Here is a 19,286-nt window from a genome sequence, read left to right as displayed (position 1 = left end):
CGGCACCGCCCCCTGCTCACCGGAGTGATGAGCAGGGGCATCGGACCGCCCAGGCCCGGCCGGGCGCCCCGGGGCGTGAGGAACCCCGCCCCCGCGTCCCCGGACCACGGACACGATCCGTGCGCGCCGGACGCGGAGCGAACGCGGGCGACCAGGACACCCAACACCGCTCGGGGCGTCCGGCTGAGCATGAGTTCTGGCGACAGCACTCACTCCTGCTCAGTCTTTAGGAACGGTTAACGTGTTCGCCATGACGGGCATATTCGGTCATCGGCGATGGCTGCGGCGGCACGTCGGGTTCGACGGGCGGGCCGGGCAGGGGGCGTTCGAGGCGCTGCACCGGGCCTCCCTCGCGGCCCCGGCGCTGCGCGGGGGGCTGACCGAGGCGTCGGCCGGGGCGGCCGCGCGGCATCTGCGGGAGCTGCTGGGGGTGCCGGCGCTGGCCGTCACCGACACCGGGCGGCTGCTCGCCTGGGACGGCGCCGGGAAGCACCACGGCGCGGCGGCGGTGGAACTGGCCGCGGACGTGCTGGCCGGCGGCGGGACCGCCGTGGTGAAGGCCGACCGGGTCTGGTGCGGCGAGGTGGGCTGCGAGCTGCGGGAGGCCGTCGTCGCGCCGCTGGTGGTGGAGGACCGGGTCGAGGGCGCGCTGCTCGCGTACGCCCCCGGCGTGTCGGCGGGCCTGGTCCGGGCGACCGGCGAGGTGGCCCGCTGGACGTCCGGGCAACTGGAGCTGGCCGAACTGCACCGCTCCCGCACCCGCCTGGTGGAGGCCGAGCTGCGGGCGCTGCGCGCGCAGATCTCCCCGCACTTCTCGTGCAACGCGCTCACCGCGATCGCCTCGCTGGTGCGCACCGATCCGGAGCGGGCCCGTGAACTGCTGCTGGACTTCGCCGACTTCACGCGCTACTCCTTCCGCCGCCACGGCGAGTTCACGACGCTGGCGGAGGAGTTCCGCTCGATCGGCCAGTATCTGGTGCTGGAGCAGGCCCGCTTCGGGGACCGGCTGCGCGTCGACGTGCAGGCCGCGCCGGAGGTGCTGCCGGTCGCGGTGCCGTTCCTGTGCGTGCAGCCGCTGGTGGAGAACGCCGTGCGGCACGGTTTCGAGGGCCGCACCGGGCCCGGGAAGATCACGGTGCTCGCCTGGGACGCGGGCGCCGAGGCGCACATCACCGTCGAGGACGACGGGGTGGGCATGGACCCGGAGGAACTGCGGCGGATCCTGACCGCGGGCGGCGCCGGAAGGTCCGGTTCCGCCGGGTCGGGGGGCGGCGTGGGGCTGGGCAACGTCGACGCCAGGCTGCGGCAGGTGTACGGGGACGCGTACGGGCTGGTGGTCGAGACCGCGCCCGGCGCGGGCACCAAGGTACGCATCCGCGTGCCCAAGTACCGGGCCGGGGTGACGGCCCCGGCGGGGGTCGGGGAACGACCGGGCGAGGGGCTCGGTTCGCTCAGGTGAGCGGCACCCCTTCTCGTATGTGGCGAATGCCACACGTGCCGGGAGATTGACCCGCTGTGCGGGGAATGTACACACTCACCCATGCTGCGCATCCTGGTGGCCGACGACGAACCGCACGCCCTGGAGGAACTCGTCTATCTGCTCGGCCTGAACCCGGGCGTCGGCCCCGTGGAGTCCGCGGCGGACGGCGCCGCCGCGCTGCTGGCGCTGGACCGCGCGCTGCGCGAGGACAAGCCCGTGGACGCCGTCTTCCTCGACGTGCGCATGCCCGGACTGGACGGTCTTGAGGTGGCCAGGGTCCTGTCCCGGTTCGCCCAACCGCCGCCGGTGGTGTTCGTCACCGCCTACGACGACTTCGCCGTCCACGCCTTCGAGGTGCGCGCCCTGGACTACCTGCTCAAGCCCGTGCGCGCCCAGCGGCTCGCCGAGACGGTCCGGCGCATCGCCGAGCGGCGGGCGGAAGCGGTCACGGCGTCCCCGGCGTCCCCCGCGTCCCCGGCGGGCACCGCGCCGGAACCCGCGGCGCCGGAAGCCACCGCGCCGCCCGCCGCCCCGGCCCCCGCCGCGCCCCCCGCCCCCGCGCGGCCCGCCCCCACCGACGACGAGACGATCGCCGTGGAGCTGTCCGGGGTGACCCGGTTCGTCCGGCGCTCCGAGGTGCGGCACGTGGAGGCGTGCGGCGACTACGTGCGCCTGCACCTGGAATCCGGCAGCTGCCTGCTGCGGATGCCGCTGTCCAGCCTGGAGGACCAGTGGCAGGACGCCGGGTTCGTGCGCGTGCACCGCCGGCACCTCGTCGCCACCGGGCACATCGAGGAACTGCTGGCCGACTCCGGACGGCTGTCGGTCCGCGTGGCCGGCGCCGTGCTCCCGGTCAGCCGCCGCAGCAACCGCAGGCTGCGGGAACTGCTGCTGCCCCCGTCCGGCTCGCCGAGATCACGAGGGACCGCCGATGGCTGAGCCGGCCCCGCGGGTGACCGTCACCCACCCGCGCACCCGCGCCGCCCGCCCCGGCCGGCGCGACGCCGCCGTGCGCGACGTCCACGAGCAGACCCCGCTCGGCGAGGTGTACGTCAAGGCGCTGATGCGCACCCAGCTCAGGCTGGCGCTGCTGGTGTGCGGCGCGGTCGGCCTGCCGCTGGTCTGTCTGCCGCTGCTGCTCGGGCACCCGGGGGCGGCGCACTCGGTGCGGCTGTGGGGGATCGGCCTGCCCTGGCTGATCCTCGGGCTGCCGGTGTACGCGCTGCTGGTGACCGCCGGCGCCTGCTACGTGCGCCGGGCCGAGCGGCACGAGCGCGACTTCGTCGAGCACGTCCACCGCTCATGAGCACAGCCGCGAACCTCACCGCCGTCCTGCTGGTCGTCGCCCTGACGGTCGCCGTCGGCGCCTACGGGCTGCGGGCCCGCTCCACCCCCGATTTCTACGTCGCCTCCCGCACCGTATCGCCGCTGCGCAACGCGTCCGCGGTCAGCGGCGAGTACCTCTCGGCCGCCTCCTACCTGGGCATCGCCGGCCTGCTGGTGGTCTACGGCTCCACCATGCTCTGGTACGGCATCGGGTATACGGCCGGCTATCTGGTGCTGCTCGTCCTGGTCGCCGCGCCGCTGCGCAGGTCCGGGGCCTACACGGTCTCCGACTTCGCCGAGGCGCGCCTGGGCTCCCTGGCGGTGCGGCGGACGGCCACCGCCTTCGTGGTGCTCATCGGCTGGCTCTACCAGGTGCCGCAGCTCCAGGGCGCCGGACTGGCCCTGCACGCGGCCGTGGGCGCGCCCGCCTGGACGGGGGCGGTGCTGGTGACCGCGGTCGTGCTGGTGAGCGTGATCGCCGGAGGCATGCGCAGCGTCACGCTCGTGCAGGCCGTCCAGTTCTGGGTGAAACTGGCCGCCCTCGCCGTCCCGGCGGTCGCCCTGCTGCTCGTCTGGCAGGGCGTCTGGCACCCGTCCGGCAGTCCGCCCGCCGCGCCCGCGCCCACGTCGGCCGCCGGCCCGGAGCCCGGCCAGGGCGGGCAGGCGCTGTACACCGTGTACTCGCTGATGGTGGCCACGTTCCTCGGGGCGATGGGCCTGCCGCACGTCATCGCCCGCTTCTACACCAACCCCGACGGCCGGGCGGCCCGCCGTACGACGGTGGGCGTCCTCGGCCTGCTCGGCGCCTTCTACCTGCTGCCCGAGCTGTACGGCGGACTGGGACGGCTCTACGCCCCCGGCCTGGCCTCCGCCGACCGGGCGGACGCCGTGGTGCTGCTGCTGCCCGGACGGCTGGTGCCGGGCGCCGCCGGCCAGCTGCTGACGGCGCTGGTGGTGGCGGGCGCCTTCGCCGCCTTCCTGTCCACCTGCTCCGGGCTGGCCCTGTCGGTGGCCGCCGTGCTCTCGCAGGACCTCCTCGGCGGCGACGTGCGCGGCTTCCGGCGGGCCTCCGCGCTGGCCGTGCTCGCGCCCTGCGCCATCGCGCTGCTGCTGTCGGAGAGCGGCGTGTCCGTGGCCCACGAGATCGGGCTGATCTTCTCGGTGGCCGCCTCCACCTTCTGCCCGCTGCTGGTGCTGGGCATCTGGTGGCGGCGGCTGACCCCGGCCGGAGCGGTCGCCGGGATGCTGGTCGGCGGCGGGCTGTCGGTGACGGCGATGACGGTCACGCTGCTGGATGCGGGCGGGCCGGGCTGGACCGGCGCCCTGCTCGCCGGGCCCGCCGCGTGGAGCGTCCCGGCGGCGTTCCTGACCATGGTGGGCGTGTCCCTGGCCACGCCCGGCAGGATTCCCGCGGGGACCTCCGTGATGCTGGCGCGGCTGCATCTGCCGGAGGCGCTGGACGCGGGTACCGCCCACCGCTCGGCGGCGACGGACGACCGTTCGTCCCGCGACCGGGTCCGTCCGTCGCGCGACGGGCACCACTGATCGACAAGTCCCGCACGGGGACTCCCCGGCGCGCCGCGGGTGCCGCACAGTAACCGGCCAGAGCGAGACAACGACGGATCGCCCGGCCGCCAAGCCGCGCTCCCTGACCGGGAGCGGCAGCCGGACGCCCCGCGCCTCAGCCTGCGGGCAACCGCGTCCCGGCCCAGACCCCGAGCCGGCCGCCGCCCGCTGCACACCCGCACACCGCACACCCGCACGCCGCACACCCGCACACCCGCACGCCGTACCTGCGCCGTGCACGCGCCGCACACCGCAAGCCGCACATGCAACACGCCAGCCGCCAGCCGCACACCGCAAGCCGCACACCGCAAGCCGCCAGCCGCACACCGCAAGCCGCCAGCCGCACACCGTGCACCGCAAGCCGCACACCGCACGCCCCGGCTTCGGTGACCGTCCGCCTCCGCGGGCGGCGCACGCAGCACCCCGCCCGAGGACCCGCGCCGAGCGGGCTCCCCGACCCGAGGACCGCGCCATGACCCAGATCCAGACGCCCGTGACCGACGAGCGGACCGCCGCCCCGCTCGCCCCGCTCGAGCCGGCCCCGGCCGCGCCCGAGGCGCAGCGCCCGCAGATCGCCGACCCCGGCCCGCTGGGCCTGGCGGGCTTCGCCCTCACCACCTTCGTGCTCTCCGTCTTCAACTCCGGACTGATCGCGGACCGCTCCCTGGAGGCCGTGGTCCTGCCGCTCGCCCTCTGGTACGGCGGCATCGCCCAACTCCTCGCCGGCATGTGGGAGTTCCGCAAGAACAACACCTTCGGCGCGCTGGCGTTCACGTCGTACGGCTCGTTCTGGCTGTCCTTCGCGGCCTACGTCCAGTTCATCGCCCCGAAGCTGCCCGCGGCCCACGCCTACCAGGCGACCGGCCTGTTCCTGCTCGCCTGGACGATCTTCACCGTCTACATGACGGTCGTCACCGCCCGGATCAGCGGCCTGCTGCTCGCCGTGTTCTCGGTGCTGTCGGTGACCTTCGTGCTGCTCACTGCCGGAGCGCTGGGACAGGCTCCGGAGCTGAGCCAGGCGGGCGGCTGGGCCGGCCTGGTGACCGCGCTGCTCGCCTGGTACGGCTCCTTCGCCGGGGTGGCCAACGCCACCTGGAAGACCAAGTCCCTGCCGACGTGGCCGTTCTCGGCCTGATCCGCCGACCGCCGACCGTCTCGTCTGCCGCCTGCCGCCTGCCGCCTGCCGACCGCCCGAGAGACCACGAGGGAGCCATCATGAGCAACGAGAGCCTGGCCAACCTGCTGAAGGAGGAGCGACGCTTCGCGCCGCCCGCCGACCTGGCCGCGAACGCCAACGCCACCGCCGAGGCGTACGCGCAGGCCGGTGCCGACCGGCTCGGCTTCTGGGCCGCGCAGGCCCGTCGGCTGAGCTGGGCCGAGGAGCCCAGCGAGACGCTGGACTGGTCGAACCCGCCGTTTGCCAAGTGGTTCCAGGACGGCAAGCTGAACGTCGCCTACAACTGCGTCGACCGGCACGTCGAGGCGGGCCTCGGCGACCGGGTCGCCATCCACTTCGAGGGCGAGCCCGGCGACAGCCGCGCGATCACCTACGCCGAGCTGAAGGACGAGGTCTCCCGGGCCGCGAACGCGCTCACCGAACTCGGCGTCGGCGCGGGCGACCGGGTCGCCGTCTACCTGCCCATGATCCCCGAGGCCGTCGTCGCGATGCTGGCCTGCGCCCGTATCGGCGCCGCGCACTCGGTCGTCTTCGGCGGCTTCTCCGCCGACGCCATCGCCACCCGTGTCCAGGACGCCGACGCGCGCGTGGTCATCACCGCCGACGGCGGCTTCCGCCGCGGCAAGGCGACCGCGCTCAAGCCCGCCGTGGACGAGGCGCTCGGCCGCACCGGCGGCGTGCAGAAGGTGCTGGTCGTCCGGCGCACCGGCCAGGAGATCGGCTGGACCGAGGGCCGGGACGTGTGGTGGCACGAGGCCGTCGGCCGGCAGTCGGCCGAGCACACGCCGGAGGCGTTCGAGGCGGAGCACCCGCTGTTCATCCTGTACACGTCCGGTACGACGGGGAAGCCGAAGGGCATCCTGCACACCTCCGGCGGCTACCTCACCCAGGTCGCGTACACCCACCACGCGGTCTTCGACCTCAAGCCGGAGACCGACGTCTACTGGTGCACCGCCGACATCGGCTGGGTCACCGGGCACTCCTACATCGTCTACGGGCCGCTGGCCAACGGCGCGACGCAGGTGCTGTACGAGGGCACCCCGGACACCCCGCACCAGGGCCGCTTCTGGGAGATCGTCGAGAAGTACGGCGTGACCCTCATGTACACGGCGCCCACCGCGATCCGCACGTTCATGAAGTGGGGCGAGCACCTCCCCGCCAAGTTCGACCTGTCCTCCCTGCGGGTGCTGGGCAGCTGCGGCGAGCCGATCAACCCGGAGGCGTGGGTCTGGTACCGCGAGCACATCGGCGGCGGCCGCTGCCCGATCGTGGACACCTGGTGGCAGACCGAGACCGGCGGCATGATGATCTCGCCGCTGCCCGGCGTGACGGAGACCAAGCCCGGCTCCGCGCAGACCCCGCTGCCGGGCATCTCCGCCACCGTCGTCGACGACGAGGCGAACGAGGTCCCGAACGGCTCCGGCGGCTACCTGGTGATCACCGAGCCGTGGCCGTCGATGCTGCGCACCGTCTGGGGCGACGACCAGCGGTTCATCGACACCTACTGGTCCCGCTTCCCGGGCCGCTACTTCGCCGGCGACGGCGCGAAGCGCGACGAGGACGGCGACATCTGGCTGCTGGGACGGGTCGACGACGTGATGGTCGTGTCCGGGCACAACATCTCCACCACCGAGGTCGAGTCGGCGCTGGTGTCGCACCCGGCGGTGGCGGAGGCGGCCGTCGTGGGCGCGACCGACGAGACGACCGGGCAGGCGATCGTCGCCTTCGTGATCCTGCGCGGCGCGATCGAGGAGGACGACGCCCTCGTCGCCGAACTGCGCAACCACGTCGGCGCCACGCTCGGCCCGATCGCCAAGCCGAAGCGCATCCTGCCCGTGGCGGAGCTGCCCAAGACCCGCTCCGGCAAGATCATGCGCCGCCTGCTGCGCGACGTCGCCGAGAACCGCCGGCTCGGTGACGTCACCACGCTCACCGACTCCGGCGTCATGGACCTGATCCAGGCGAAGCTGCCGGCCGCCCCGGCCGAAGACTGACCACGACACACAGGAACTGAGATGCGCATCGTTCTGATCGGCCCACCGGGCGCGGGCAAGGGCACCCAGGCCCGCGTCCTGGCCGACCTGCTGTCCGTCCCGGCGATCTCCAGCGGGGACCTGTTCCGCGCCGAGATCGGCCGGGGATCCGAGCTCGGCGAGCTGGTCCGGCAGCACACCCAGGCAGGCGAGCTGGTACCCGACGAGCTGACCACGGCCCTCGTCACGCAGCGCCTGCGCGAACCCGACGCGGCGGACGGTTTCCTGCTCGACGGCTTCCCCCGGACCGTACGACAGGCCGAGCTGCTCCAGGACGCGCTGGGGGAGGACGACACCGTGCTCGACGCGGTGCTCGCCTTCGACATGCCGGACGACGAGATCGTGCAGCGGCTGACGGGCCGGCGCCTGTGCCCGGCGTGCGGGACCACCGTGCACACGGTGTTCTCGCCGCCCCGCGTCCCGGACCGGTGCGACGGGTGCGAGGGCGCCCTCGTCCGGCGCGCCGACGACACCGAGGAGACCGTGCTGCGGCGCCTCGCGGTGTACGCGGAGCAGACCGTGCCGCTGCTGCGGTGGTACACGGACCGGGACCTGCTGGTGCACGTCGACGCGATGGGGACGGTCGCGGAGGTCTCCGACCGGATGCGCTCGGCCCTCGCGGCGGTGGCGCTGTGAACGGCCACCATCCCTACCCCCAGCCCGCCGCGCACCGCGGGCCGGCCGGCGTCCCCCCGGCGGCGGCCCGGCCCGGGCCGCCACCCACGGACCTGCGCGACCTGCGCGACCTGCGCGACCCGCGCGAACTGCGCGACCTGAGCGAACTGCGCCGCGTCCGGCGCTCGTTCGCGGTGCCGGCCGCGGTCACCGTCATCGGCGGGCATCTGCTGCTCGTCCTGCTGTCCGGCGTCGCGCCCGGGCTGATGGCCGTTCCGCTGCTGGGACACCTCACCTTCGGACTGACCCTGGCTCTGGCGCTGTTCGCCGCCCTGTTCCTCACCGCGTGGCGCTACGAGAGGCACATGCGCAACCGGTTCGACCCGCTGGCCGACGAGGTGCGCGCGCAGCGGGACCGGACCGACGCGAGAAGAGGCGAGCGGTGACCGCCTACGCCGCCGGCGCCATGTCCCTCAGCCGACTGCGGCTGCCGCTGGTGCTGTTCCTGGTCTTCCTGGCCGTCACCATGTTCACGGCCATCATCACCAGTCCGCACCGCGACGAGCTCGGCGAGTTCTACCTCGGCAGCCGCAGACTGTCGCCGCTGCGGTACGGCATGGCGATGTGCGGCGACTACATCTCGGCCGCGACGCTGCTGGGCAGCACCGGCCTGGTCTGCCTGACCGGCTACGACGGCCTGCTGTACCTGGTGGGCACCGCCATCGGCTGGATCATGGTCCTGCTGCTGATCGCCGAACCGCTGCGCAACACCGGCCTGTTCACCCTCGGCGACACCGTCGCGCTGCGGATGCGGGACGCGCAGCGGCCGGTCCGGCTCGCCGTCGGGATCTGTGCCCTGGTCGTGTCCATCCTCTACCTGGTGGCCCAGCTCGTGGCGAGCGTGGCACTGCTGGCCCAGTTCACCGGCATGCCCGGGAGCGCGGCGCGCGCCCTGTGCGTGACCACCGTCGGCTGCCTGGTGGTCTTCTACGTCGCGGTCGGCGGGATGCCCGGCACCACGTTCATCCAGATCGCCAAGACGGTGCTGCTGGTGGTCGTGGTCGCGGTGGCCGTCGTCCTGGTGCTGACGCACTTCACGTGGAGCGGCGACGACCTGCTCGGCGCGGCCGCCGCGAACAGCGGTCACGGGGACGCCTATCTGCGGCCCGGTCTGCGGTTCGGCGCCAGCACCGTCAGCAAGCTGGACTTCTTCTCGCTCGCGCTGTCCATGGCGCTGGGCGTGGGCGGCCTCCCGCACATCGTCATGCGCCTGCTGTCCCCGGCCGGCACCCGCCAGCTGCGTACGGCGGTGCTGTGGACGGTCGGCCTGGTGGGCGCCGTCTGCCTGGCGGTCGGCATCCTGGGCCTGGGCACGGCCGCGATCGTCGGCACCGACAACGTCAGGGCCGGCGACTCCACCGGCAACTCCGCGGTGCTGCTGCTCGCGCAGTCGGTGGGCGGCACCCTGCTGATGGCGGCCTTCTCCTGCCTCGTCTTCGCCACGATCCTGTCGGTGGCCGCGGGCGTCACGCTGGCGGCGGCCTCCGCGCTGGCCCACGACGTGTACGCGCACGCCCTCCGCCAGGGCCGGGTGAACGACCGCCAGGAGGTGGCCGTGGCACGGGTGTCGGCGGGCGCGGTCGGCGTCCTGGGCATCCTCATCGCCCTGCTGGCCTGGGACTGGAACGCGGCCTCGCTCGCCTTCCTGGCCTTCGCCATCGCGGCGTCCTCCGTGGTGCCGACCATCCTGTACACGCTGTTCTGGTCCCGCTTCACCGCGCGCGGCGCGCTGTTCGCCCTCTACGGCGGGCTCGGCTGCTCGCTCCTGCTGGTCGTCTTCAGCCCGCTGGTGTCCTCCACCCCGGCGTCGCTGCTGCCCTCGGCGGACTTCGCCTGGTTCCCGTTGCAGAACCCGGGCATCGTCTCCGTCCCGGCCGGCTTCCTCCTCGGCTGGCTCGGCACGGTCACCAGCTCCCGGACCACCGACCCGGCCGCGTACCAGGAATTCGAGGAGCGCTGCCTGACCGGCGTGGAGTAGGCAGACGCACGCGACCCGCGGCCCCCGTGAACGACGCGGCCCCGGACACCGTCTCAGCGAGGCGACGGTGTCCGGGGCCGTGTCCTGTCACCTCACCGCTCAGGCGCTCCGGCCGGTCCGCCGCCCAGCGACCGTGCCACCACCCGGGCCAGATGCTCCCCGAACACCTCCCTCGCCCGCGGCGTCAGCGTGCGCAGCGCCACCAGCGCGGTGATCACCACATCGCACAGCTCACCCTGCACGTCGTCCCACGTGTGGGTGACGCCCTTGCGCGGGTTCTGGCCCGTCGCGCCGATCACCGCCTGGGCGACCTCGCCGACCTCCTCCGACAGCTTCAGCATCCGCAGGAGCAGGCCCTGCTCGCCGCCGTGGGCGCGGTGCGCGTCCAGCCAGTTCCACAACTCGTCGATGGAGGCCCACAGATCCGCGGGCGCGGGCAACTGCCGATCAGTCATACCCGCACCCTGCCACGAACCCGCCGCCCATACGCCGCGCGCTGCGGCCCGCGGTGCCCCAGGTGACGCGCCGCCTCTGGGGCCCCGCCGCCTCTGCGACCCCGCCGGCCCCTACGGCTCGGGTGTCTCGAACAGGGCCTGCTGGTCGCCCTCCTTCGCCGCGCGCAGCCGTTTGGCGCGTGCCCCCACTACCAGCGTCGTCACCGCGGCCGTCACGCCGAGTGCCGCCGGGACCATCCAGCCGCGGTCCAGCGCGTGCCCGAGCGCGTGGTCGAGGGAGAGGCGGCCCGGGCCCGCGACCGCGAGGCCGGCCGAGGTCAGCCCCAGCGCCGCCGCGTACTCGTAGCCGCCGCTCTGGTTGAAGAAGCCCTGGGGCGTGTTCACCGCCGCCGCCCCGGCCATGGCCCCGGCCGCCGCCGCGCCCGCCGCCGGGGTCGCCAGGCCCAGCGCCAGCAGCGTGCCGCCGCCCGTCTCGGCGAGGCCGGCCGCCGCCGCGCTAGTCTTCCCCGGCGCGTAGCCGACCGACTCCATGAACTGCCCGGTGCCCTCGATGCCGTGCCCGCCGAACCAGCCGAACAGCTTCTGCGCGCCGTGCGCGGCCAGCACGCCCCCGGTGCCGAGCCGGAGCAGCAACAGTCCCAGATCACGTCGGTCGCACGAGGTCACGGTCACTCCCGGAGCAGTGGGCGGCAGCAGTTCCCCCTCCGCGTATCCACCGTTCCACTTCTGACACCCGCAGGCCCGCCCGTGACGCCGTCCGGGTGGCCGGCCCCGGCGGGCGGCCCGGCGCGATCCGGTTGCGGCGGGCGGCCCGGCGCGATCCGGTTGCGGCGGGCCCTTGCCTTCGCGTGCGCTCCAAGTCCTACCGTCCGTGGCATGCAGACGAACAGGACACTCGGCCGCAGCGGCATCGCGGTAAGCGCTCTCGGTTTTGGATGCTGGGCCATCGGCGGGGAGTGGCAGGACACCGCCGGGCAGCCCCTGGGCTGGGGCAAGGTCGACGACGACGAGTCGGTACGGGCCGTCCGCCGCGCCCTCGACCTCGGCATCACCTTCTTCGACACCGCCGACACCTACGGCGCCGGACACAGCGAGCGCGTCCTCGGCCGGGCGCTCGGCAGGCGCCGCGGCGACGTCGTCGTCGCCACCAAGTGGGGCAACGTCTTCGACGAGGCGACCCGTACCCTCACCGGCAGCGACGACTCACCCGAGTACGCCCGCCGCGCGCTGACCGCCTCGCTGAAGCGACTGAACACCGACCACGTCGATCTCTACCAACTGCACCTCGCCGACGCCGACCCCCGACGCGCCGCCGAACTCCGCGACGCCTGCGAGGACTTCGTGCGGGAGGGGCTGATCCGCGCCTACGCCTGGAGCACCGACGACCCGGCCCGCGCCGCCGTGTTCGCCGAGGGGGAGCACTGCGCGGCCGTGCAGCACGCGGCCAACGTGCTGCAGGACGCGCCCGAGATGTTCGCCCTGTGCGAGGCGGCGGACCTGGCCGGCATCAACCGCAGCCCCCTCGCCATGGGGCTGCTGACGGGCAAGCAGCGGGCCGGACGCGCCCTGGAGGCCGGCGACATCCGCAACACGCCGCCCGCCTGGCTGCGGGGGTTCAGGCCGGAGGCCGGGGCGGACGAGGAGTGGCTCGCGCGGGTCGACGCGCTGCGGGACGTCCTCACCGGCGGCGGCCGCACCCTCGCCCAGGGCGCCCTGGCCTGGCTGTGGGCGCGCAGCCCGCGCGCGGTCCCGATCCCCGGCTTCCGCAGCGTCGAGCAGGCCGAGCAGAACGCGGGCGCGCTCGCGAAGGGGCCGCTCACCGCCGGGCAACTGGCCGAGGTCGACCGGATACTCGGACGCTGAGCGGCCCCCAGGAGCCGGGCGGCGGCCGTCAGTGGGCGCCCTGGCCGCCGTAGCCCTGGCCGCCGTAGCCCTGCCCGGCGTGCTGCGGCTCGGCGTGCTGCTGTGGCGCCGGCGGCCGCCCGTCGCCGCGTTCGGTCAGCGTCAGCCGGCCGGACTCGATGGTGGCCAGGCGCGGGGCGCGGCGGGCGATGGAGGAGTCGTGGGTGACCATGACGAACGTCAGCCCGTACTCGTGCCAAAGCCCTTCCAGCAGGGCCATGATGTCGTCGCGGGTGCCCTCGTCGAGGTTGCCGGTGGGCTCGTCGGCGAGCAGCACCTTCGGCTTCTTGACCAGCGCGCGGGCGATGGCCACGCGCTGCTGCTGGCCGCCGGACATCTCCGAGGGCGCGTGGCCCAGGCGCTCGCCCAGGCCGACCGAGCGCAGCGCCTCGGCCGCCCGCTCCCGCCGTTCGGCCGGCTTCACGCCGAGCGGCACCAGGGCCGTCTCCACATTCTCCTGCGCGGTCAGCGTCGGGATGAGGTTGAACGACTGGAAGATGATGCCGATCTTCTCCGCGCGCATCCGGGTCAGCTTGGCCTCGCCGATCGTGGCGAGGTCGACGCCGTCCAGCTCGACGCTGCCGGAGGAGGGCCGGTCCAGGCCGCCGATCATCTGCAGGAGCGTCGACTTGCCGCCGCCCGTCGGGCCCTGGATGACGAGCTGGTCGCCGTCGGCGATGGTGAGGTCGATGCCGCGCAGCGCCTCCACGGTCTCCTTGCCCCGCGTGTAGCGCTTGGTGACGCCGGTGAGTCTGTACATCGGTTCTCCACAAGGTATGGGTGGGGCGCCGCGTCCCGGGGGGAGTGGAGGCGGCGCCCCGGATCAGGGGTTGTCCGGACCAGGAGGGCTACGAGACGCTGCGCAGGGCGTCGGCCGGGCGCATGCGGGAGGCACGCCAGCCGCCCATGGCGCCGGCGATCAGGCCGCCGGTGACCGCGAGGCCCACCGCGAGCGCGATGGTGGTCAGGGAGACCGGGGCGGACAGGGCGATCTCCATGGTGTTCTGGGAAGCCTGCCCGCCGGGGCCGCCGCCCGGGGCGCCGCCCGGACCGCCGCCCATGCCGCCGGTGCTGCCGAGCTGCGCGGTCAGCTTCGGGCTGATCGCGGTGACCGTGTAGGCGGCCGCGAGACCCAGCGCGATGCCGAGGGCGCCGCCGATCAGGCCGTTGACCATGGACTCGCCGACGACCTGCCGGGTCACCCGGCGGCTGGGCCAGCCGAGCGCCTTCAGCGTGCCGAACTCGCGCACCCGGCGGGAGACCGCGGAGGAGGTCAGCAGCGCGGCCACCAGGAACGCGGCGGCCAGCACCGCGACCGACAGCCACTTGCCCACGCTGGTGGCGAGGTCCGAGGCGGTGGACAGCGAACCGGAGACGGTGGACGCCAGGTCGGAGGAGGTGGTGACCGTCGTGCCGGAGATGTTCTGCTGGATCGTCTTCTTCACGGCGGCGATCTGCTGGGAGTCGGTCGCCTTGACGTAGATCGTGGTGACCTTGTTCTTCGCGTCGCCCAGGGTCTGCGCCTGCTTCAGCGGCAGGTAGACGTCGGTGGTGGACTCGCTGCTGTCGGGCGTCGCGATGCCGATGACCGTGTACTTGGTGCCGGAGATCTTGAAGGTCGAACCGACCTTGTACTTCTTGGACTTGGCGTACGACTTGCTGACCACGGCGACCTTCGCGTTCGTCTGCGACGCCGTGAACGTCCTGCCGGAGGTGATCTTCATGGCGGCCAGCGGGCCGAGTTCCTGGTCGGTGACGTCGACGCCGGCCACCGAGTAGGAGTTGACGTCGAAGGAGGCGCCGCCGCCCTGCACCTGCGGCTGGCCGCCGCCGCTGCTCGTGCCCCCGCCGGGGCCGCCCTGCTGCCCGCCGCTGCCGCTCGTGGAGCTCTGCGCCTTGCCCTGGGTGAAGGAGCCGTCGACCTTGGTGACGTTCAGGCTCAGCGCGCCGACCGCGTTCGCCACGCCCTGCTGCGCCGCGACCTTCTCCACCAGCGAGGACTTCAGGGCCTGACCGCCCTGCGTCATCACCCGGTCCGAACTCTGCTTGGTCTTGCTGCTCTGTTTGGCGTCGAACTTGAAGTTCGGGCCCTGCGAGCTGCCTGCCTTCGGCGCCGACTGCGCCTTGGTGACGGTCATGTCGGTGCCGAGGCCGTAGAGCGACTTCAGGACCTTGTCCTGCGCCTGAGTCATGCCGGCCGACACCGAGTTGACGGTGATGACCAGCGCGATACCGAGCGCCAGACCCAGTGCGATGACCAGAGCCGCCTTCTTTCTGCGGCCCAGTTCGCGCTTGAGATAGATGCCAAACATCCCGTTCCTCGAAGGTTCTTGGCGCCCGCTGTGGGCGCGGCCACAAGCTAGGCGGGAACCTTTGCGCCGGACTGAGTAACGGATGTGTCAGGGCTGAGAAAGCGGGGTACTGGATCAGATTTCCGTAAGACAGGCGATTCTCAGCCTGTTGACGGCCTCCTGCCAGGAAACGCCTGTTGGGTGCGGTGTACCGTCCCCGGATGCACGCTTCCACACCGCTCACCCGGCGCGCCGCACTCGGCCTCACCGCGGCCGTGCTCCCGCTCGCCGCGGCGGCCCCCGCGCGCGCCGCGACCGTCGTCGGCGGCGCACGGCTCGCCCGCTCCGGAGTCCAGGGCACCGGCCTTCCGAAGAAGCTCACCGCCGCGGCCTGGCTGGTCGCCGACCACGGCAGCGGCAAGGTGCTCGCCTCGTACAACGCGCACCGGCGGCTGGCGCCCGCGTCCACGCTGAAGATGCTGTTCGCCGACACGGTGCTGGGGAAGTTCGAGCGGACCGAGCGGTACAAGGTGACCGACGCCGACCTGGCCGACGTCCCGGCGGGCTCCAGCCTCGTCGGCATCAAGCCCGGGATCACCTACACCGTCGAGCAGTTGTGGCAGGGCGTGTTCCTGCGCTCCGGCAACGACGCCGTGCACGTGCTCTCCCGGATGAACGGCGGACTCGCCCGGACGGTCGCCGAGATGCAGGCCAGGGCCGAGGAGTTGCGGGCCCTGGACACCCACGTGGTCAGCCCCGACGGCTTCGACCACAAGGGACAGCTGTCCTCGGCCTACGACCTGACCCTCTTTGCCCACCACGGGCTGCGCAACGCCGACTTCAGGGAGTACTGCGCCACGAAGACCGCCGACTTCCCGGCGGGCGGCAAGAAGACGTTCCAGATACAGAACACCGACCGCCTGCTGTCCGGCGCCTGGGGCGTGAAGACGTACCCCGGCCTGATCGGCGTCAAGAACGGCTACACCAGCCACGCCGGCAACACCTTCACCGGCGCGGCCACCCGCGGCGGCCGGACCCTGCTGGTGACGGTGATGCATCCCAGGAGCGGCTACAACGCCGTCTACGAGGAGACCGCCGCGCTGCTCGACTGGGGCTTCGAGAAGGGGGATCAGGCGCAGCCGGTGGGCGCCCTGGCCGAGCCGGCCGGCGCGGGCGGGGCGAAGGCGTCACGCGGCCGCGCGACGGCCCGGGCGGCGGCCGGCGCTCCGGCCGCGACGTCCGGCGGCGCCTCGTCGTGGCGGCTGCCGGCGGGCGCCGGCGCGACGGTCGCGCTCCTGGCGGGCGGGGCGTGGGCGCTGCGCCGACGCCGTTCCGCCGACGCCCGGGGCCACGAGGGCGCCGGGGGCGACGAGGGCTGAGACAGGTGTGCGGCAGCCGTTCCGGGCGCCGGTGCGTACTCCGCGGTCCCACGCGGAGTCCACCCCCACCCGGCACCGCGGAACGGCTGCCGCCTCCCCCCTCGGTATGGCTTACGGAACTTGGGTGCCCCAAGTGTGAAGTTCCCGTGGAGGAGAGTTGAGCATAGGGCCCTTACCGGCCGCAATGTGCCGGACTGGACAATTCCGCTTGTGCAGATTGCGCAACGGCCGCGTCCTTCGCCGCGGAGGCGGGGCGCCGGGGCCCGCACCCGGCCCGAGCTGAGACCATGGTGCTGGGACCATGGTGGCGGAGCGCTCGGGAAGTACTCAGGGAGCACCCGGGGAGCACTTGAGGAATACCCAAGGAATACCCAGGGAGTACTCGGAGAGGGCTCGCCACGGGGAGGGCTCAGCAGGGGAGGGGCACATGCGCGAGCAGGGGGCGTCGACACCCGGCGTCGATCGGAGGGCGTCGGCCTCCGGCGTCGACCACGGCACGTCTGCCTGCGGCGCCGACCACGGCACGTCTGCCTCCGGCGCCGACCAGGGCACGTCGGCGCCCGGCGTCGAACAGGCGGCCGGACCGCGCGCGGCGGCGGAGAGCCGGGGCGCGCGCCGCGCCGGGCTGCTCGTCACCCTCGTCCTCGGCGGTCTCACCGCCACGCCCCCGCTGGCGATGGACATGTACCTCCCCTCGCTCCCGGAGGTCACCCGCACCCTGCACGCGCCGGCGGCGACCGTCCAGCTCACGCTCACCGCGTGCCTGGCCGGCATGGCGCTCGGGCAGTTGGTGGTCGGCCCGATGAGCGACCGGTGGGGCCGCCGACGCCCGCTGCTGACGGGCCTCGCGGTCTACGTCGTCGCCACCGCCCTGTGCGCGTTCGCCCCCACCGTGGAGCTCCTGGTCGCCCTCCGGCTGGTCCAGGGCCTCGCGGGCGCGGCCGGCATCGTGATCGCCCGCGCCGTCGTCCGCGACCTGTACGACGGCATGTCCATGGCCCGCTTCTTCTCCACCCTCATGCTGATATCCGGGGTCGCCCCGGTCGTCGCGCCGCTGATCGGCGGACAGATCCTGAAGGTGACGGACTGGCGCGGCGTGTTCGCCGTGCTCACGGTGGTCGGCGTGCTGCTGGGCGGGGTGGTGTGGGCGAGGCTGCCCGAGACCCTGCCGCCCGCCGACCGGCACCGCGGGGGAGTGGGCGAGGCCCTGCGCTCGATGCGCCGCCTGCTCGCCGACCGGCCCTTCACCGGCTACCTGCTCACCGGCGGCTTCACCTTCGCCGCGCTGTTCGCCTACATCTCGGCCTCGCCCTATGTGATCCAGGAGATCTACGGCGCCTCGCCGCAGACCTTCAGCCTGCTGTTCGGCCTGAACTCGGTCGGGCTGGTCGCCGTCGGCCAGCTCAACGGCAAGGTGCTGGTCGGCCGGGTCAGCCTGGACCGGGTGCTCGCCGCCGGGCTGACCGTCGTGATCTGCGCCGCGACCGCCCTGCTGCTGATGTCGGCCGGGGTCTTCGGAGACGTCGGCCTCGCCCCCGTCGCCACCGCCCTGTTCGTGCTGATGTCGGCCATGGGCATCGCGCTCCCCAACACCCAGACGCTCGCCCTGATGCGCACCCGGCACTCCGCCGGCTCCGCCTCCGCGCTGCTCGGCACGTCCTCCTTCCTCATCGGCGCGGTCGCCTCCCCGCTCGTCGGGATCGCCGGGGAGCACACGGCCGTGCCGATGGCCGTCGTCCAGCTGACGGCCGCACTGGTGGCGTCGGCCTGCTTCGTGGGAATGTGCCGTCCCTGGAGCAGGCATGCGGGCACGGCGGACGGGCATCTTCCCGCCCGGGCGCACAACGGAGTGGGGGAGGAGAGCTGAGCGCACCCAGACTGCGCGGGGACACACCGGAGCGGGCCGGGCTCGACCCGCGGGAGCTGAGCCGGCTCGTCCAGGAGGTCCGGGACCTCACCGCCGGCGAGCGCCCGTGGGCCGCCGGCGTCGTCGTGGTCGCCGGACGCGGCCCGGTGATCGCCGTCGAGGAGGCGGCGGGCTGGGCCGTGCGGTACACGTCGTACGACCCGCGGACCGACGCGGGCGTCGAACTGCCGCCGCGGGACCGCGTGCCGGTCACCGTCGACACCCCCTTCGACCTGGCGTCCGTCACCAAACTGTTCACGGCGGTCGCCGCCGTGCAGCAGATCGAGCGCGGCACCCTCGGCATGGACGCCCGGGTGGGCGACTACCTCCCCGACTTCCACGCCGCCGCCCGGCACGGCATCACCGTGCGGGAACTGCTCACCCACACCTCCGGGCTGCGGCCCGAACTCCCGCTGTACGACTGCGCCGACGACGCGGAACGGATGGCGATGCTGCGCGCCGAGCCGCCCGTCGGCGTACCCGGCACGTACACCTACTCCGACCTCAACCTCCTGCTGCTGCAGTTCGTCCTGGAACGCATCACCGGCCGGCGGCTGGACGTCCTCGTCCGCGACGGGATCACCCGCCCGCTGGGCATGACGGCGACCCGGTTCGGCCCCTGCCCCGGCGCCGCGGCGACCGAGGACCAGCGCCGGCCGTGGGCCAAGGCGGACCGGGGGATGCTGCGGGGCGTGGTCCACGACGAGAACGCCTGGGCGCTGGGCGGGGTGGCGGGCCACGCGGGCCTGTTCTCCACCGGCCGGGACCTGGCCGTCTTCTGCCGCGCCCTGCTGGCCGGCGGCTCCTACGGCCCCGCCCGCATCCTCGGCCCCGACTTCGTGGAACTCCTGCTGACCCCGCCCGGCCTCGGCTTCGCGGTGGACCAGCCGTGGTTCATGGGGGAGCTGGCGGGCCGCGGAGCGGCGGGCCACACGGGCTTCACGGGCACGTCCCTGGTGCTGGACCCGGCGACGGACACCTACCTCATCCTGCTGGCGAACACGGTCCACCCCCGCAGGCGGCCGCCCGACTCCCGGCCCCGGGCGGCGGCGGCCACCCGGCTGGCGCGGGCCGTCAAGGGGACGTGACAGCCGCCCGGAACCCGGCTGCCCGGAACT

17 protein-coding genes and 1 pseudogene are annotated in these 19,286 nt (G+C 73.7%); 14 read left to right on the top strand and 4 right to left on the bottom strand.

From position 1 onward, the window contains the following. From AB0G63_RS33365 to AB0G63_RS33320, 10 genes and pseudogenes are all read left to right on the top strand, one after another. Positions 1 to 230, top strand: a pseudogene (locus AB0G63_RS33365) (IS200/IS605 family accessory protein TnpB-related protein); the annotation flags it as partial. A 20-nt stretch (positions 231 to 250) separates the two neighbouring features. Continuing rightward, a complete protein-coding gene (locus tag AB0G63_RS33360) occupies positions 251 to 1,459 on the top strand; it encodes a histidine kinase (RefSeq protein ID WP_360758138.1) in 1,209 nt (402 codons plus the stop codon). Between the two features lie 81 nt (positions 1,460 to 1,540). Then, a complete protein-coding gene (locus AB0G63_RS33355; RefSeq protein WP_360758135.1) occupies positions 1,541 to 2,419 on the top strand; it encodes a LytTR family DNA-binding domain-containing protein in 879 nt (292 codons plus the stop codon). Continuing rightward, positions 2,412 to 2,786 (top strand): hypothetical protein, encoded by a 375-nt coding sequence (locus AB0G63_RS33350; RefSeq protein WP_360758132.1) that lies wholly within the window; start codon positions 2,412 to 2,414, stop codon positions 2,784 to 2,786. Before AB0G63_RS33355 ends, AB0G63_RS33350 begins: the two co-directional genes overlap by 8 nt. Beyond that, positions 2,783 to 4,351 (top strand): cation acetate symporter, encoded by a 1,569-nt coding sequence (locus tag AB0G63_RS33345; protein ID WP_360758129.1) that lies wholly within the window; start codon positions 2,783 to 2,785, stop codon positions 4,349 to 4,351. The genes AB0G63_RS33350 and AB0G63_RS33345 overlap by 4 nt, the downstream gene beginning before the upstream one ends. 493 nt (positions 4,352 to 4,844) lie before the next feature. After that, the gene (locus tag AB0G63_RS33340) at positions 4,845 to 5,507 is read left to right on the top strand and encodes an acetate uptake transporter (protein WP_360758127.1); all 663 of its coding nucleotides are present in this window, start codon (positions 4,845 to 4,847) and stop codon (positions 5,505 to 5,507) included. 80 nt (positions 5,508 to 5,587) lie between these two features. Next, on the top strand, positions 5,588 to 7,543 hold the full coding sequence (gene acs, locus AB0G63_RS33335; protein ID WP_360758124.1) for an acetate--CoA ligase: 1,956 nt from the start codon (positions 5,588 to 5,590) through the stop codon (positions 7,541 to 7,543). A 21-nt stretch (positions 7,544 to 7,564) separates the two neighbouring features. Continuing rightward, the gene (locus AB0G63_RS33330; RefSeq protein ID WP_360758121.1) at positions 7,565 to 8,218 is read left to right on the top strand and encodes an adenylate kinase; all 654 of its coding nucleotides are present in this window, start codon (positions 7,565 to 7,567) and stop codon (positions 8,216 to 8,218) included. Next, positions 8,215 to 8,643 carry a DUF485 domain-containing protein gene (locus AB0G63_RS33325; RefSeq protein WP_360758118.1) on the top strand — a complete coding sequence of 143 codons (429 nt, stop codon included), beginning with the start codon at positions 8,215 to 8,217 and terminating at the stop codon, positions 8,641 to 8,643. The genes AB0G63_RS33330 and AB0G63_RS33325 overlap by 4 nt, the downstream gene beginning before the upstream one ends. Beyond that, complete coding sequence (locus tag AB0G63_RS33320; RefSeq protein WP_360758116.1) at positions 8,640 to 10,235, top strand: cation acetate symporter; 1,596 nt, start codon at positions 8,640 to 8,642, stop codon at positions 10,233 to 10,235. The genes AB0G63_RS33325 and AB0G63_RS33320 overlap by 4 nt, the downstream gene beginning before the upstream one ends. 92 nt (positions 10,236 to 10,327) lie before the next feature. Here the strand turns inward: AB0G63_RS33320 and AB0G63_RS33315 are convergent, their stop codons facing one another. Both AB0G63_RS33315 and AB0G63_RS33310 read right to left on the bottom strand, forming a co-directional pair. Next, positions 10,328 to 10,690: a MazG-like family protein gene (locus AB0G63_RS33315; protein WP_360758113.1), complete on the bottom strand. Its 363-nt coding sequence runs from the start codon at positions 10,688 to 10,690 to the stop codon at positions 10,328 to 10,330. Between the two features lie 111 nt (positions 10,691 to 10,801). After that, positions 10,802 to 11,356, bottom strand: coding sequence for a DoxX family protein (locus tag AB0G63_RS33310; RefSeq protein ID WP_360758111.1), 555 nt, complete (start codon positions 11,354 to 11,356; stop codon positions 10,802 to 10,804). Between the two features lie 210 nt (positions 11,357 to 11,566). Here AB0G63_RS33310 and AB0G63_RS33305 point away from each other — a divergent pair, with 210 nt between their 5' ends. After that, positions 11,567 to 12,553, top strand: a complete 987-nt coding sequence (locus AB0G63_RS33305) for an aldo/keto reductase (protein ID WP_360758108.1) — start codon at positions 11,567 to 11,569, stop codon at positions 12,551 to 12,553. Positions 12,554 to 12,581: 28 nt separating this feature from the next. Here AB0G63_RS33305 and AB0G63_RS33300 read toward each other — a convergent pair whose 3' ends face one another. Together AB0G63_RS33300 and AB0G63_RS33295 are read right to left on the bottom strand one after the other, a co-directional pair. Then, positions 12,582 to 13,352 (bottom strand): ABC transporter ATP-binding protein, encoded by a 771-nt coding sequence (locus tag AB0G63_RS33300; RefSeq protein WP_360758106.1) that lies wholly within the window; start codon positions 13,350 to 13,352, stop codon positions 12,582 to 12,584. A gap of 88 nt (positions 13,353 to 13,440) precedes the next feature. Next, the gene (locus tag AB0G63_RS33295) at positions 13,441 to 14,904 is read right to left on the bottom strand and encodes an ABC transporter permease (RefSeq protein WP_360758103.1); all 1,464 of its coding nucleotides are present in this window, start codon (positions 14,902 to 14,904) and stop codon (positions 13,441 to 13,443) included. Positions 14,905 to 15,104: 200 nt separating this feature from the next. Between AB0G63_RS33295 and AB0G63_RS33290 the strand changes: the two genes are divergently transcribed. The 3 genes from AB0G63_RS33290 (at position 15,105) to AB0G63_RS33280 (ending at position 19,256) form a co-directional block, all read left to right on the top strand. Beyond that, the gene (locus tag AB0G63_RS33290; protein WP_360758100.1) at positions 15,105 to 16,262 is read left to right on the top strand and encodes a serine hydrolase; all 1,158 of its coding nucleotides are present in this window, start codon (positions 15,105 to 15,107) and stop codon (positions 16,260 to 16,262) included. A 427-nt stretch (positions 16,263 to 16,689) separates the two neighbouring features. Then, complete coding sequence (locus AB0G63_RS33285; RefSeq protein WP_360758097.1) at positions 16,690 to 18,129, top strand: multidrug effflux MFS transporter; 1,440 nt, start codon at positions 16,690 to 16,692, stop codon at positions 18,127 to 18,129. Between the two features lie 11 nt (positions 18,130 to 18,140). Further along, positions 18,141 to 19,256, top strand: a complete 1,116-nt coding sequence (locus AB0G63_RS33280; protein WP_360758144.1) for a serine hydrolase domain-containing protein — start codon at positions 18,141 to 18,143, stop codon at positions 19,254 to 19,256. Positions 19,257 to 19,286 lie beyond the last annotated feature (30 nt).

Source organism: Streptomyces sp. NPDC020996 (assembly GCF_040641355.1).
Classification (GTDB): Bacteria; Actinomycetota; Actinomycetes; order Streptomycetales; family Streptomycetaceae; genus Streptomyces.
Note: the sequence above shows the minus strand (reverse complement) of the source record. Positions and strands in the feature narration are given on the sequence as shown.

Coding starts and splice junctions, on each gene's coding strand:
- AB0G63_RS33360 (WP_360758138.1), top strand. CDS start 251: ATGACGGGCATATTCGGTCATCGGCGATGGCTGCGGCGGCACGTCGGG.
- AB0G63_RS33355 (WP_360758135.1), top strand. CDS start 1,541: ATGCTGCGCATCCTGGTGGCCGACGACGAACCGCACGCCCTGGAGGAA.
- AB0G63_RS33350 (WP_360758132.1), top strand. CDS start 2,412: ATGGCTGAGCCGGCCCCGCGGGTGACCGTCACCCACCCGCGCACCCGC.
- AB0G63_RS33345 (WP_360758129.1), top strand. CDS start 2,783: ATGAGCACAGCCGCGAACCTCACCGCCGTCCTGCTGGTCGTCGCCCTG.
- AB0G63_RS33340 (WP_360758127.1), top strand. CDS start 4,845: ATGACCCAGATCCAGACGCCCGTGACCGACGAGCGGACCGCCGCCCCG.
- acs (WP_360758124.1), top strand. CDS start 5,588: ATGAGCAACGAGAGCCTGGCCAACCTGCTGAAGGAGGAGCGACGCTTC.
- AB0G63_RS33330 (WP_360758121.1), top strand. CDS start 7,565: ATGCGCATCGTTCTGATCGGCCCACCGGGCGCGGGCAAGGGCACCCAG.
- AB0G63_RS33315 (WP_360758113.1), bottom strand. CDS start 10,690: ATGACTGATCGGCAGTTGCCCGCGCCCGCGGATCTGTGGGCCTCCATC.
- AB0G63_RS33305 (WP_360758108.1), top strand. CDS start 11,567: ATGCAGACGAACAGGACACTCGGCCGCAGCGGCATCGCGGTAAGCGCT.
- AB0G63_RS33300 (WP_360758106.1), bottom strand. CDS start 13,352: ATGTACAGACTCACCGGCGTCACCAAGCGCTACACGCGGGGCAAGGAG.
- AB0G63_RS33295 (WP_360758103.1), bottom strand. CDS start 14,904: ATGTTTGGCATCTATCTCAAGCGCGAACTGGGCCGCAGAAAGAAGGCG.
- AB0G63_RS33290 (WP_360758100.1), top strand. CDS start 15,105: ATGCACGCTTCCACACCGCTCACCCGGCGCGCCGCACTCGGCCTCACC.
- AB0G63_RS33285 (WP_360758097.1), top strand. CDS start 16,690: ATGCGCGAGCAGGGGGCGTCGACACCCGGCGTCGATCGGAGGGCGTCG.